Source organism: Devosia subaequoris, assembly GCF_014197055.1.
GTDB lineage: Bacteria > Pseudomonadota > Alphaproteobacteria > Rhizobiales > Devosiaceae > Devosia > Devosia subaequoris.
In genome coordinates, this window is sequence record NZ_JACIEW010000013.1 from 13,476 (window position 1) to 27,525 (window position 14,050).

The window sequence follows — 14,050 nt, forward strand, 5'->3', positions numbered from 1 at the left end:
GCCTGAGAATAGAGAACGACGGCAGCTACGGCTGTCGGCGTTCGAGCAGAGCGCAGGCTATACGCTGACCGGCCGAAAGGTAGACTAGAGCAGAGAGACGTTCGACCATGGCGGGCAGCGGAAATATGGCTCCCGCCCGGATGGTCCGTAGCGGACTGTCATCCGCGATAACAAGAGCCGTGGAATCGTTGCCCTGCCGCCGCTCGAGTACGAGTTGTGCCCGCCTTACGCTGAGTCCGTTGGGCACGATGGCCAGCGTGGCGACGGATGGGCTTGACGGAATATCGCCCAGAGTTTCTAGCCCGCACATCGTGATCGGACGGCCGGTAGCAGCACAGAACCAATGCGCGCTTGCCGCGGCTGCTGCGCGGGCCGCCCCGTTGCCGGCCACCACGATGTGCCGAGCTGCAGCAAGCTGGGAGGCCATAGCGCTATCCGAGGCCGTTGCTATCAATGCCTTTTGCAACTGCCCCGGCATTTCCGCAAGCGCGGCCTCCAACTGGACCAGCCGGTCTGCCGCCACGCCGTACTGCGAGCCCATTGAAAGGGCGAGCCGGTAGGCCATGGCCAGAAGTAGGCTGGGGTCGGCGATCGGATCGAGGGGCGGCGCTAGCCGCCAGCTCCAGGACGCAAAGCGGTCGTAGCGCATGTCGGCGCCAGCGGCGAGAACGAGTGTCGTGGCACCAAGGCCTCGCGCGGCGACGATTGCTTCGAGACTGCGCCAGGGTTCTTCGGACGCGGCGAAGACGATGACGAGGCAGTCAGCGTCGACGGCCTGGCGGGCGTAGTAGGCGAATTCCGTGCTGTCGATCGCCTCGCAGGGCGTGCCAATGAGCATTTCCTCGAACAATGGCCGAAGCCCGCAGGCGGCGGCATAGGCCGTGTCCGTGCCCACGAGGTAGGCCTTGCAAAATGTCCGGTTCAGCGCCGACCCCAGCGTCAGGTCATGGCCCTGGAGGATGTCGCCAATCCGGCTGGGCAGATGGTCGAGGGCGAGGCGAGCGCCAGTTGCTGTCCAGCCGCGCGAAGCGATGGGTTCATTATCCTCTTCGCGCATCCATCCGGCGATCAGGGACTGGTCGGCATCGCCAAGCGGCGACGCCGGTCCGAGGAGCGGGTGGGCGAAGACGAAGCTCACTTCGCCTCTGCGGCTTGCGTCAGATAGTCCGCATAAAGGCCGATGCCGCGCGCCAGCGGCACCTTCGGCGTCCAGCCCAGGTCTCGCGCGATGGCCGAAATGTCGAATTCGGTCTGCACATCGGGCACATCGTCCTCACCCGGCACCATTTCGATGCGGGCGCGGAGCAGGACCTGCTCGGCCGTGGCAACGATCTGCGGCATGGTCATGGCTTCGCCCCCGCCCACATTGTATCGTCGCGCGGGCAGGTGCGGCGCATCGAGCACGGTGAGGATGGCGTCGACCACGTCGTCGACATGCACGTAATGATACATGAACGCCGGATCGCAGGGGATGGTGGTCTGCGCACCCGCGAGATCGTTGCGGATGATATCGGCAAGGATGCAATTGCCGCGGCGGTGCGGCCCGTAGACCCGGCCAATGCGCAGGCTGACGCCATCGAGCCCATGTTCGACCTGGAAGGCATCGACCAGCGCCTCGCCAGCCACCTTGCTCGCCGCGTAGACCGAGGTGGGGCGCAGAGGCGTGGTCTCATCGATGCGTCCGGGCCCGACGCTGCCATAGACGCTGATCGACGAGCAGACCACGAAGCGCCTGACGCCGTGGCGGCGGGCCTGGTCCATCAGCCGCGCGGTGCCGCCGACATTGACGTCGACGACGAGGCCAGGATTGTCGCGCGCCAGCATCGGTCCAGATATGGCCCCGCAATGGACGACGGCGGTGATGGCCTGCCTTGCGAATAGGACCTCCAGCGCCGCCGGATCGGTCAGTTGCGCGATGATCAGGTCCGGATCGTTCCGGCCATGGCTGACCGCGTCTGTGGCAATAACCGTCCGGCCCAGGTCTGCCAGATGCTCGCGCAACGCCATGCCCACCAGACCTGCGCCGCCCGTGACGAGAATGCTCATAGCGCCACCATGCCGCCATCGACGCTGAGGTCTGCGCCGGTGATGAAGGAGGAACCGCCCGAGCAGAGGAAGACGATCGTTTCGGCGACCTCTTCGGACCGGGCAAAGCGTCCGATCGGGGTCAGCGGCAGAAAGGCCGCCCGCTGCGCGTCGGTCACGGTGCGCTGGATGCCGGTCATGGTCGTGCCGGGAGAAACCGAATTGATCTGGATATTGTCGGGCGCATATTGCACGCCGGCCTGCCGAGTCAGCGCCAGGACGGCGCCCTTGGAGGCGCAATATATGGCCGCGTCCCTCAGCCCGATATGGGCGGCGGTCGAGGCCACGTTGCAGATTTTCCCGCGCCCGGCGGCAACCATTGCAGGCAAGACGGCCTGCATGCCGAGCCAGACGCCCTTGGCATTGATGCTCATGATCTGCTCCCACATGTCGTCCGTGCCGTCGATGACGCTGTCGCCGGGCAGGGCAATGCCGGCATTGTTCACAAGCACATCGATGCGTCCGAACCGCGCCAGCAGATCGGCGACAAGGTTGCTCCACGCCGTGGCGTCGCGCACATCCATGGTTACGCCGAGAACGGCGCTTCCCCGCGCCGCCAGTTCGGCTTCGACCTCCGGCACGCCCTTGATATCGATGAGGACCAGTGTGCCGCCCCGCTCGGCGAACTGCCGCGCCGCTGCCCGGCCGATGCCGTCCCCTGCACCCGTCACGAGAATGATCTGGTCGGTGAAGTCGTGTGTCATGGCAGGATCCTCGATGGAATGAGCGGCGCAGGCGCCAAGGGGGGCAGGACGGATGTCGCGAAATCGATGAGAGCGCGATCGCGACCGGGCGCAGCGATCACCTGCACGCCGATGCCGCCGCCGCCTTCGGTCCAAGCCAGCGGCACATTGAGGGCCGGCAGTCCCGCGACATTGGCCCAGGCGGTGAAAATGGCGTGGCCGCGCGGCCCGACTGGCTGGGCGTCGATCGTTTCGGGATAGGGCTGGCGTGCGTCCCAGGCCAGCGCAGCGATAGTCGGGCTCATGAGCAGGTCGGTATGCTGGAAGAGGTCGCGCGCCTCTGTGCGCAGCTGCTGGGCGCCGGCGAGGGCCTCGACATAGTCGGCGCTCGAAAGCGCCATTCCGGCCTCGACCATCTTTCGGGCATTTTCGCCGGTCTGCCGATCCGCGAGGTGTCGACCGATATGCCAGGCAAGGCCCGCCTGGGCGACGGTTTGCCAGACAGCGCCGGCGCGGGCTGCGTCGAACGGCTCGGCCGCTGTGGTAACCGGCCAGCCAAGAGCTTCCAGATCCCGGATAAAGCGGGCAAAGGCAGTCGCTATAGTCGGGTCGACGGGCGCGTCGCCGATCGTGTCGAATGCTAGAATACGCGGTCGAGCCGGCAGGGGCGCGGCCGGGCCATAGGCGCCGCGTGTGCGTGGATCGGCGTCATCGGGACCGGCGAGGATGGCGAGCACCGCCGCGAGATCGGCTGCGTCGCGGGCGATGGGCCCGATCACCTCGAAGTCGTGCAGGATTGCCGGAAATCCGCCGGCTCGCGCAATGGTGCCGATCGACGGCTTGAAGCCCCACAGCCCGCAATGGGCCGCAGGACGGCGAACCGAGCCGCCGCCGTCGGTGCCGATGGCAATGGGACCAAAGCCGGCGGCCACGGCTGCAGCGCCGCCGCCGGTCGAGCCTCCGGGCGTGCGGCCGGGCGCCAGGGGATTGAATGTCGGGCCGAAGAGGGCGTTGTCGGTATAGCCCTGGAGGGTGAATTCAGGGACGTTGGTCTTGCCCAGCACGAGCAGGCCGGCGGCGCGAAGCCGTCGAACGGCCGGCTCGTCGGTGTCGGGGCGATCATGTTCGTGGGCTCGGCTGCCCCAGCGCGCAGGCAGGCCCGCGACGTGGATATTGTCCTTGATGGTGATGGGTACGCCGTCGAGCGGCGAGAGCGGCTGGCCCGCCTGCCAGCGGGCATCGGATGCGTGCGCCGCCTTTTTGAGGGACGCGTCGTCCTGCGCGATGATCGCATTGATCGCCGGGTTATAAGCCGCAATGCGGTGCTGGATGGCGGCAACGGCATCGCTGGGCCGCACCTGGCCCGAGCGGTAGCGTTCTGCCAGTTGCAGTCCCGTCAGATCCCAAATGGGTGGGGAAACGCTCATCTCGGCCTTGGCACGTCGCGGTAAAGTTGCTGCAGTTTGCTCAGGAAGGCCGGCTCGAGCTTTCTGGCTGTCCCCGCGACGGGGTCTGCGCCGGCTCGCATCGTGTCGGTCGCATCGCGGGAAAAGCCGGTGACGAAGTCGATGCGCTGCTGCCGCCGCGCCGCGAATTGGGCCGGCACGTCCTGCAGCGCGCCGCCGCCGGCCAAAGCATGGCGAATTTCGTCCAAGAGTACGCAGGCATCTTCGATCGACTGGGTTGCGCCCTGTCCCAGGGTTGGGAGCATGGGATGGGCGGCGTCTCCGGCGAGGACGACACGCGATGCGCCGACAAGCCGGGTTGCGCGTTCCTGCAGCCGCGCCCAATGCAGCCGGCCGCCGCTGCCGAGTATGGCGTCAAGGAGAAAGCGAACGGCGGGAGAGACCTGTCCCGATGGCGGTATGAACAGCGCGCTGATGGCCAAGGGGTCCTTCATGGCGTCGGTAAGGGTTCCGTCTCCCGGCAGTGGAAAGGCGCCGGCGCAGTAGACGCGGTCGCCGGGAATGCGGAAGGCCAGGAGGCGGTTGGGTCCGTTGAACCATTGGCCGTAGTCGTCGATGGGGCAGTCGGCCGGGGCCGGGCAGAGAAGGCGCAGCAGCGCGACATCGGTGTATTCGGTCGTGTCCGATGCCAAGAGGCTTTCGCGCACCACCGAGTAACGGCCATCGGCGGCGATCAGCAGGTCGAGGTCGTCGATGCGGTGCGTTTCGCCGCTGTCCACGCGCAGGTCGATGAAGGGACTGTCGCCGTCCTGACCCGCAGCGATGACGTCGGTGCCATAGCGGATGGCGGCGCCGGCCGAGGCACGAAGGCGCGTGTTGAGCGCGGCCCAGCCGATGCGGAGGCCGGGATTGTCCGCGAGCTGATCGAGTTCGAACCGGGCAAGGGGCGTGCTATCGGTAAGCGCCACGGTCCATTCAAACCATGGCAGGGAAGCGGCAACCAGGCTTTCCGCCACTTCAGGCAGAAAGTGGCGCAGCGCCTTGACCCCGTTCGGACCGATATTGAGCCCGGTGCCGACATCGATCTGCATGTCCTGGGCGCTGCGCTCGCAGCAGATCACCTCGACATCGTCTCGTCCCGCGAGGCCGGCGGCCACGAGGCTGCCGACGACGCCGCCACCCACCACGCCGATTCGAACGCGGCGCGACAATTCAGTTGGTCTCGCGGTCAACGATCAGGGCCATGATGCCCCCGCCGTCCGGACCCTGGTGTTCCGCGCCACCAGAGACGAAGAGGGCGGTGTCGTTGAGTACGCTGGCCACGATGGCCCCGACGGCGCCGCGAATATGGCGCTGCTGGTCGATATCGCCATCGGTGAGCATGACATGGGACCGCCCGCGAATCTGGCCGTTGCGCGATGCTTCGCACTTGATGAAGCCGGCCCGCAGGCGTTTTGCCTGGCGTTCGTCGAGCTGGGGGTCCGCCACCATGTCGAGCGCGTCCAGCACGTCATGAATTCCTGAAATATCGAGAGCGTCCTGCATCACCCCATGGGCGATGGCGAGCGGGCCGGACCATTTCCGGCTCATGCCGACCACGATCACCTCGTTGCAGCGCACTTCGGTGCCCGCCGAACAACTGCCGACCGAGGTAAAAAGGGAAGAATCCTTGAGCACGGCCGCTTCCACGGCAGCGTCAGCGGGCATCTCGCCCAGCGCCTTGCCGACGCCGAGGGCGGATGCCGCTCGTCCCAGGGCCATCAGGCGTCCTGCATTGTCCGAAACCAGCGGGTGCCGCGCGGCGAGAATATCGTCCGTGTCAAAGGCGGGGCCCTTGATCTGCACGAAATGCACGTCCGACGGGGAGTCTATGCCTGCCGATGCCATGGCCTCTCGTATAGCCGTGGCCGTCGTGTCGATCTGGTGCTGGCGGCCAATATCGCCGGGGTCATAATCGGGCGTGAAGGCAACGCCGATGGCCAGGGCCGGCTCTCCTGAGCCGGCTTCGGCGGACTGTGCCGTGAACACGGTATAGTGGGCGGACAGGACGCCTTCGACGCCCCCGGAAAAGACAAAAGGCACCCGCTTGCGCACTGCCTCGGGCGTCTCGCCCGTGTGGCGAGCGATCAGCAGGGACAGCGACAGTGTGAGATAGCCTCGGGTGTAGTCGTTGACGAGGCCGTTGCCATGCGTCTTCCCGATGACCGCGACAATGTCGCCAGCCTCGATGGAGCCCGACGCAAGCGCCTCTTCAAGCCCCGATACATCGCCCGGATTCGACAAGGCAAAGCGGATTACGTCACAGCGCATATTCATGTCCTGACCATTGACATCAGAGGTCAGACGACATGTTATAGACGAAGAGACGGCACAGGCAAGAGCGGCTGTCGGAATTTATGCATTATGCCGTGGCGGACCCTGTCGGGCGCGGGCGGAGGTTCGGAGGATCAGATGACAAGTCAACAGTCCCAGTTCGGCGCGGGTGCCCTGGCCGGGATGCGCGTGCTCGATGTCAGCCAGGTCATGGCGGGACCGTTCTGCTGCATGATGCTGGGCGACATGGGCGCGGACGTCATCAAGGTGGAGCCGCCGCAGGGTGGCGACCAGACGCGGCGCGCCATGGGCTTCAAGCTCAAGGGCGACGACAGCCTGGGCTTCCTCAACATGAACCGCAACAAGCGTTCGATCACCATCGATCTCAAGAGCGACGAGGGCCGCGAGATCTTCTACGCGCTGGCGAGAACCGCCGACGTCATCGTCGAAAACTACCGGCCGGGCACGATGAAGAAGCTTGGTATCGACTACGACACGATCAGCAAGATCAATCCCGGCATCATTTATGCCAGCATTTCCGGCTTCGGACAGTCTGGCCCCTGGGCGGACCGGCCGGGCTTCGACCTGATCGCCCAGGCGGCCACCGGCGTGATGAGCATAACCGGCCATCCCGGCGGGCCGCCGGCAAAATCGGGCGTGCCCGTAACCGATATCGGCTGCTCGCTGTTCGCGCTCTACGCCATCCTCACTGCCTATATCGGCCGGCAGAAGAGCGGGGAGGGCCAGCACATCGATGCGTCCCTTTACGACGCCGGCATCGCCTTTGCCGTCTGGGACATCTGCGAATACTGGGGTACCGGCAATGTGCCCGAGCGCATCGGCACAGCCAATCGCATGGCGGCGCCCTACCAGGCCGTGGAAGCGAGCGACGGCTACTTTGTCTTCGGCGCCAACAATGACCGGCTCTATCGGCGCCTTTGCGAGGTCATCGGGCGGCCAGACCTGCTCGACAACCCCGATTATGCCACCAATGCCCTGCGCATGGCCAATCGCGAGGCCCTGATCGGCGCACTGGAAAAGAGTTTTGTCCAGTGGACGCGCGCAGAATGCGTCGACATGCTTCTGGCCGTCGGCATTCCGGCCGGTCCGATCAATGACTATGCCGAAGCGCTGGAAAACGAGCATGCCCGCGAACGCGACGTGGTGATGAAGATCGACCACCCGATCGAAGGTGAGGTCAATTCCATCGGCTTTCCGGTGCGGCTCTCGGGAACGCCACAGCAGGTTCGCCGGCCTCCGCCGCTTTTGGGCGAGCACACAGCGGAAATCCTGGCTGAGCTTGGCATCAAGCCGGCAGCAGCCCAATGACCGTGTCCGGCATCGTCGCCACATTGGAGGGGCCGGTCGCCCGCATTCGTATCGACCGCCCCGGGGCTCGCAACGCCCTGACCCTCGCTATGTATGATGGGCTGATCGGCGCGCTGGAGGCGCTGCGTGGCAACGACGCAGTGCGGTTGCTGGTGCTCGAGGGGGAAGACAAGGCTTTTGCCGCGGGCACGGAAATCTCCGAGTTCACAGCGTTCAAATCCTGCAGCGACGGCCTGGCCTATGAGACCAGGGTAGAGCAGGTGATCGACACGCTCGAAACACTGCCATTCCCCACTCTGGCCGCAGTCAAGGGCGTGGCCACGGGCGGCGGGCTCATGCTCGCCGTGTCCTGCGACCTGCAGTTGTTGTCCGCGAGTACCCGTATCGGCGCCCCGATTGCACGCACGGTCGGCAATTGCCTGTCGTCCCGCAATCTCGCGCGTCTGCAGACCCTGGTCGGGCCCGCTCTGCTCCGGCGCATGCTTTTTGCAGCCGAACTCGTGCCGGCATCCGAAATCGTCGGCAGCGCCTTCCCGACCTGGATTGTGGGGGCCGACGCTTTCGAGGCGACGCTGGCCCAAAAGATCGACGCTATCGCATGTGCCGCGCCTTTGACCCAACGCGCCACCAAGGCCTCGTTGATCCGCATCGCCCGCAACGACTTCAACGACACCGACATTATCGAGCGCACCTATGGTAGTGCCGACTTTGCCGAGGGCGTCGCTGCCTTTCTTGAACGCCGCAAGCCTGCCTGGCAGAACCGCTAAAGGGGACGCACGCACGGACAATAGCCAGACTATCGCCGAGTCATTCTTGAGCGCGCGCCGGGCAGCGCTGTCCCTGGCGGAATTTCCGGGACCGCAGCCGACGACGCTGCAAGCTGCCTATGCGGTGCAGGAGCGCATGCTGGACGCTCTCGCGGACCGGCCCGTCGCCTGGAAGGTCGGACTGATCGCCGCCGAACAATCCGCAGCCCTTGGAGATAATCGGCTTGTCGGGCCGGTCGCTCGCCTTATCGAGCAAGGGGCAGGGGGCAGAGGCGTTGCCGTTCCATTGATCGCGGGGGGCTTTGCCGCCGTCGAAGCCGAACTCGCCCTGTTGATCGGGCACGATATACCCGCGCGCAGCGAGGTATTCGCCGAAGCGGACCTTGCCGACTACGTGTCCGACATGCGTATCGCTGCCGAAATTGCCGGCAGTCCGCTTGCCGCCATTGTCGAACTTGGACCCACCGCGGTTGTCTCCGACCACGGCAACAATCTGGCCGTGGTCTTGGGGGGAAGCATTGCCGATTGGCGGGCGCGATCGCTGCAGAGCCTGGTCTGCACCGTCAGCATCAACAATGCCGTGATCGCCTCCGGCAGTGCCGAACAGGTACCGGGAGGACCTCTCGCCGCCTTGTCCTTCCTCGTCCAGAACCTGGCGCGGCGTGGCCGAGCGCTGAAAAAGGGCGACTGGGTGAGTACGGGCGCCATGACAGGCGTGCACCCTGTCGCGCCCGGCATGCTCGCTGAACTCGATTTCGGTTCACACGGTCGCCTGTCCGTGCGTTTTAGTACGCACCGGCAGACATAGTAAAAAATTCGCCGGCCAGTAGCGCCCCGGCTGCGGCCCGTGGTCCCAAAAGCCACTCGGCCTGGAATTTCTCCCAGCCCAATAGATGGTTCAGTAATCTCTCAATGGAATGTCCGCTTAGCCTCGGTTGCTGCCAGAAGCTGCCAGTCTGCAATCGGCCCCCGAAACGTCATCTGCGAGCCCGGCGGGAAGGGTAGGGAGCTTCCATAGCATGTCCGACCTTAAGCGCTTCGATGTGTGGCTTGAAGCTGCCAAAACGGTAGGTCCGCGGATAACCCGCCTGCAGTTTAGAGAAGCTGATTGTGCCTGCCGAGTTAACCTACTTAAGTCCCCGAACCGTCTGCAAAGTCTGCTTTGCATTCTCTGCCAACAGCCTCACATCCGTCGCGGCAGTCACAAGATCGAAGCCCCAATCTATCGCTCTTGACGCATAAGCCGCCGAGCCTGTGTGGAGGCCGCCTTTGATGCCGTGTTTGTGGGCGGTGGTGAGAATTCTCTTTATAGCCTCGACCATCTCGGGCTCTTCGCGGTCAAAGCCGACGCGGTACCTCCGGCCGGTGAGAGCCAAGGTCAGATCCGAGGGGCCGACATAAATGCCATCGAGGCCTGGGGTCGAGCAGATAGCGTCGAGATTGTTCATGGCTTCGGCAGTTTCGACCATGGCGAAGCAGATCAGCTCGTCTTCGGCGTTTCCATCATAGCCCGGCCCCAGCGCGATAGCGGCGCGGGTGGGGCCAAAGCTGCGGATGCCGTTTGGCGCATAACGTGCATATGAGACAAGCGCCTCCGCATCGGCGCGGGTGTTGATCATCGGGCAGATGAGGCCCATGGCCCCACCGTCGAGAACGCGCGTCACTTCGCTGGGGGACAGGTGAGAAATGCGCGCCATGGGCATGACCCCGCTGGCGCCCATGGCCTGGAACATCTGGATGGCGGTCGCATAATCGACGACGCCGTGCTGCAGATCGACAGTGAGGCAATCAAAGCCTTGGGCGGCCATGATCTCGGCAGAAAAACTGTTGCCGATGGAGAGCCAGCCATTGATGGCTCTTTCGCCCCCAGCCCAGAGGGCCCTTACTGCGTTGGTATTCATGGCTTGGCTGCCTTCGCCTTCGCGCGCATGGCGGTGATGGTGGTGCGGTGAGAGATGGCGTCCTTTTCGGTTATCAACTCTAGGAGGGCGCTGCCGGGCGCGGCAAGCGCGCGCGCGAGGGCAGGGCCGAAATCGGCCGTTTTCTCAACTCGTTCAGCCATGAGGCCATAGGCCTTGGCGAGGGCGACAAAGTCCGGGTTGACGAGATCGGTCGCGTAGACGCGCTCGGGGAATTCGCGCTCCTGATGCATGCGGATGGTGCCGAGCATGGAATTGTTGACGACGACGAACAGTATCTTGGCGCCATATTGGGCGGCGGTTGCGAGCTCCTGACTGCTCATCTGGAAGCAGCCATCGCCGGCAAAGCAGACAACGGTGCGGTCCGGGTGGACGAGGCTTGCCGCAATTGCGGCCGGCACGCCATAGCCCATGGCGCCCGAGGTGGGAGCGAGCTGGGTGCGGAAGTTCGAGAACTGCCAGAAGCGGTGGGCCCAGGCCGTGTAATTGCCCGCGCCCGAGCAGACGATGGTATCGGCCGGCACTGCATTCCTGATATCGGTTACAATGCGGGCGAGATCCACGGTCGTGTCGCGGTCGGCGACTTCAAGAGTCGCGAGATATTCGGCGCGGCAATCGGCGACCCACTGGCTGCGCTTTTCGCTCGTTGCCTTTGGCGTCAGAGCGGCAAGACCCGCCGCGATTGCGGGAGCGCCGGCATTTATGGCAAGGTTGGCCTGATAGACGCGGCCAAGTTCCTCCGGATCAGGATAGATGTGAACGAGCGTCGCGCCGCGCTTGGCGGGATCAAGGATCGTGTAGCCGGCCGTGGTCATTTCCCCGAGGCGGGCGCCCATGACGATCAGGAGATCGGCCTGGCGGACCCGCTCTATGAGCTTTGGTTCGGCGCCGATGGTCAGGTGGCCGACATAGTTGGGGTGGTGGTTGGAGACGTAATCCTGGCATCGGAGGGAGGCTGCCACGGTAACGCCGAAGCGTTCGGCAAAGCTCGCGACCTGTTCGCCGAGGCCAGGCTGCCAATCGCCGCCGCCAACGATGAGGAGCGGGCGTTCGGCGGCTTCGACGAGATCGGCAATCATGTCGAGCTGGGCCGCGGTCGGGGCGCCATTAACCGGCTCAGCACAAAGACCCGGGTCGATATCATCGGAAACGAGCGTGCTCAGAACATCTTCGGGAAGCGCGAGCACGACGGGGCCGGGGCGGCCGGCCATGGCGGTCTGGAAGGCGCGGTGCACATATTCAGGAATGCGCGAGGGGTCGTTGATCTCGGCAGCCCACTTAACGAGTGGAGAGAACATAGCGGCGAAGTCGACTTCTTGGAAGCCTTCGCGGTCCTTCATGGAGGAGTTGACCTGGCCCACGAACATGACGAGCGGGGTCGAATCCTGGAAGGCGGTGTGGACGCCAATTGAAGCATGGGTCGCGCCCGGACCGCGAGTGACGAAGCAAACGCCGGGGCGGCCGGTCAGCTTGCCGTATGCTTCGGCCATGTTGGAGGCGCCGCTTTCGTGACGGCAGACGACGAGATCGATCTGGTCGCTGACATCATGAAGCGCATCGAGTACCGGCAGATAGCTCTCGCCGGGGACGCAGAAGGCGCGGTCCACCCGATTGGCCAGCAGGCTGGCTACAAGCAGATCCCCACCCCGGCGGGTCATACTGGTGATCTCGACCGACATTTTCATTCTCCTTCGTGCGTTCTTGGGGAAAGGCTTTCGCCTAAACCGCTACCGAACCCGGTTATTATTCAGCGCTCCGCCCAATCGAAACCAATTCCAACCTGCTTGGTCCAATTTAGCTTTGCCCTTATTTTGGGCGAATAGTGACTTTGAATATTTCGCTAGTCTGTTATAGATTTGGGTAGTCCGGGTGCCGCCAACCAAAGCGGCCTTACTCGCAACCTAATGGTCGGTTAACATGAATTTCGAAGCCATCTCGGCGGTCGGCGCCGCGCTCAATGTACGCGCCAAGTCCGAACTGGATTCGCAACTTATCTATCGCGAACTGAAGTCTGGCATCATGGACGGTAGCTACGCGGCCGGAAGCAGGCTGCCCACCGAACGCGCGCTGGCCGAACACTTCGATGCGGCGCGCAACAGCGTGCGCAAGACGCTCAATCTTCTTGAAGATGAAGGCCTGATCGTTCGCCATGTCGGTCGCGGCACCTTCGTGCGCAGCGCGCCCGCGCAGGACGAGTTTACGCTCGCCGAACTGCTCGAAGCGCGGCTCCTGTTCGAACCCAACCTGCCGGACCTCGTAGTCGAGCGCATCACGCCCGAGCTGATCGCGGAGATGGAAGAAGCGCTGGAACGCGTTCGCGATGCCGAGAGCTGGGACCAGTTCAAAGAAGCGAAATACGCCTTGCACATGGCCATCGCTCGCGGCTCGCGCAACCGCTTCATCATCTCGATCTTCGAGCAGATCATTGCCTCGCGTCGCCGCGCCGGCTGGGGGCGTCCGGGCCAGCAGCTGTCGCCGGTTCTGGTGGTTCGCGAATCCGCGTACCGCGACAATCTCGTGATACTCGACGCGCTGCGCGCCGGCGATGCCGATAAGGCGCGCGAAGCCATTCGCGACTACCTGCTGCGCATGCTGTCCAACGTCAGCAGCAACTGACTGGGTCCGGATGGCGGCAGCCATCCGGTCGGTCGTCCAACTCAGGTTCATCGCTGATCCATCCGCTTCTGAACACCACGACCAACGAGCATGAGGGCTAGTGCGGCAATCAGCACGGCAATACCCGGGAAAACCGAAATCCAGGGGGCATAGAGGGTGTAGTCCTTGCCCTGTTCCATGATCGCGCCCCAGTCGGGGGTCGGCGGCTGCACGCCCAGGCCGAGGAAGCCGAGCGCTGCCTGGATCTGGAGGATCAGCGGGAAGAGGATTATGTATTGGGTCAGGATGAGCGGCAGCACGTTGCGGGTAACGTGGCGGCTGAGGACAACACCGTCGTGGACGCCAATACTGCGGGCGGCTTCGACATAGGTCTTGCCCGTTTCGCTCATGGCGCCGGCGCGCGCGATACGGAAGAAGACCGGCATGTAGACGATGGAGAGCGCGAGCACTAGATTGGTGATTTCGGGACCAAGAACGCCGGTGATGATGACGCCGAGGATAATCGGTGGGAAGCTGAGGAGCACGTCCACGGCGCGGCCGAGAACTTGGTCGGTCCAGCCGCCGAAAAAACCAGACACGAGGCCGAGTGTGCCACCGACAATGGCTGAGATCAGAAGCGAGCCGGCGCAGATCGCGAGGGTAACGCGGGCACCGTAGATGACGCGCGTAAAGACATCGCGGCCCACATCATCGGTGCCGAACCAGTGGTCCCACGACGGCGCCTGCATGGCGCGCTCGATATAGACACCAACGGGGGAGTGGGGCGTGAAGAGCCAGGGAAACACCGCCATCACGAGAAGGATCGCGAGCAGAGCGATGCCGAAAACCAGACCGGGTTCGCGGCGTAAGGTGCGTATGATCTTGCCCCAAGTGCCTAACTGGGCGGAAGCCGGCGATGACGCGATGGAAGAACTGGCTTGTGCCATGGGTAA

Annotated in this window: 13 protein-coding genes; 4 read left to right on the forward strand and 9 right to left on the reverse strand. The window is 64.3% G+C overall.

Features of this window, described 5'->3' with window-relative positions; translation table 11 throughout:
• Window positions 1-25: 25 nt before the first annotated feature.
• From GGR20_RS17695 to atzD, 6 genes are read right to left on the reverse strand one after another with little or no spacing between them, the layout of a single operon-like run.
• Window positions 26-1,138: a hypothetical protein gene (locus GGR20_RS17695; RefSeq protein WP_183312686.1), complete on the reverse strand. Its 1,113-nt coding sequence runs from the start codon at window positions 1,136-1,138 to the stop codon at window positions 26-28.
• Window positions 1,135-2,046, reverse strand: coding sequence for an NAD-dependent epimerase/dehydratase family protein (locus GGR20_RS17700; protein WP_183312687.1), 912 nt, complete (start codon window positions 2,044-2,046; stop codon window positions 1,135-1,137). Before GGR20_RS17700 ends, GGR20_RS17695 begins: the two co-directional genes overlap by 4 nt.
• Window positions 2,043-2,789: an SDR family NAD(P)-dependent oxidoreductase gene (locus tag GGR20_RS17705; protein WP_183312688.1), complete on the reverse strand. Its 747-nt coding sequence runs from the start codon at window positions 2,787-2,789 to the stop codon at window positions 2,043-2,045. The genes GGR20_RS17700 and GGR20_RS17705 overlap by 4 nt, the downstream gene beginning before the upstream one ends.
• Entirely contained in the window at window positions 2,786-4,195 is a 1,410-nt protein-coding gene (locus GGR20_RS17710) for an amidase (protein ID WP_183312689.1), read from the reverse strand. The genes GGR20_RS17705 and GGR20_RS17710 overlap by 4 nt, the downstream gene beginning before the upstream one ends.
• Window positions 4,192-5,385 (reverse strand): FAD-dependent oxidoreductase, encoded by a 1,194-nt coding sequence (locus tag GGR20_RS17715; protein WP_183312690.1) that lies wholly within the window; start codon window positions 5,383-5,385, stop codon window positions 4,192-4,194. Before GGR20_RS17715 ends, GGR20_RS17710 begins: the two co-directional genes overlap by 4 nt.
• A gap of 1 nt (window position 5,386) precedes the next feature.
• Complete coding sequence (gene atzD, locus GGR20_RS17720) at window positions 5,387-6,484, reverse strand: cyanuric acid amidohydrolase (protein ID WP_183312691.1); 1,098 nt, start codon at window positions 6,482-6,484, stop codon at window positions 5,387-5,389.
• A 141-nt stretch (window positions 6,485-6,625) separates the two neighbouring features.
• Between atzD and GGR20_RS17725 the strand changes: the two genes are divergently transcribed.
• The 3 genes from GGR20_RS17725 to GGR20_RS17735 are packed head-to-tail and all read left to right on the forward strand — an operon-like array spanning window position 6,626 to window position 9,391.
• Window positions 6,626-7,816 carry a CaiB/BaiF CoA transferase family protein gene (locus tag GGR20_RS17725; RefSeq protein WP_183312692.1) on the forward strand — a complete coding sequence of 397 codons (1,191 nt, stop codon included), beginning with the start codon at window positions 6,626-6,628 and terminating at the stop codon, window positions 7,814-7,816.
• Window positions 7,813-8,583, forward strand: coding sequence for an enoyl-CoA hydratase (locus GGR20_RS17730; protein WP_183312693.1), 771 nt, complete (start codon window positions 7,813-7,815; stop codon window positions 8,581-8,583). The genes GGR20_RS17725 and GGR20_RS17730 overlap by 4 nt, the downstream gene beginning before the upstream one ends.
• A 46-nt stretch (window positions 8,584-8,629) precedes the next feature.
• Complete coding sequence (locus tag GGR20_RS17735; protein ID WP_183312694.1) at window positions 8,630-9,391, forward strand: 2-keto-4-pentenoate hydratase; 762 nt, start codon at window positions 8,630-8,632, stop codon at window positions 9,389-9,391.
• Window positions 9,392-9,710: 319 nt separating this feature from the next.
• Here GGR20_RS17735 and GGR20_RS17740 read toward each other — a convergent pair whose 3' ends face one another.
• Window positions 9,711-10,484 (reverse strand): HpcH/HpaI aldolase family protein, encoded by a 774-nt coding sequence (locus GGR20_RS17740; protein ID WP_183312695.1) that lies wholly within the window; start codon window positions 10,482-10,484, stop codon window positions 9,711-9,713.
• Window positions 10,481-12,181 (reverse strand): thiamine pyrophosphate-binding protein, encoded by a 1,701-nt coding sequence (locus GGR20_RS17745; protein WP_183312696.1) that lies wholly within the window; start codon window positions 12,179-12,181, stop codon window positions 10,481-10,483. Before GGR20_RS17745 ends, GGR20_RS17740 begins: the two co-directional genes overlap by 4 nt.
• Window positions 12,182-12,419: 238 nt before the next feature.
• Here GGR20_RS17745 and GGR20_RS17750 point away from each other — a divergent pair, with 238 nt between their 5' ends.
• Window positions 12,420-13,118: a FadR/GntR family transcriptional regulator gene (locus GGR20_RS17750; protein ID WP_183312697.1), complete on the forward strand. Its 699-nt coding sequence runs from the start codon at window positions 12,420-12,422 to the stop codon at window positions 13,116-13,118.
• Window positions 13,119-13,165: 47 nt separating this feature from the next.
• Here GGR20_RS17750 and GGR20_RS17755 read toward each other — a convergent pair whose 3' ends face one another.
• Window positions 13,166-14,044, reverse strand: a complete 879-nt coding sequence (locus tag GGR20_RS17755; protein WP_183312698.1) for an ABC transporter permease — start codon at window positions 14,042-14,044, stop codon at window positions 13,166-13,168.
• Between the last annotated feature and the right edge of the window lie 6 nt (window positions 14,045-14,050).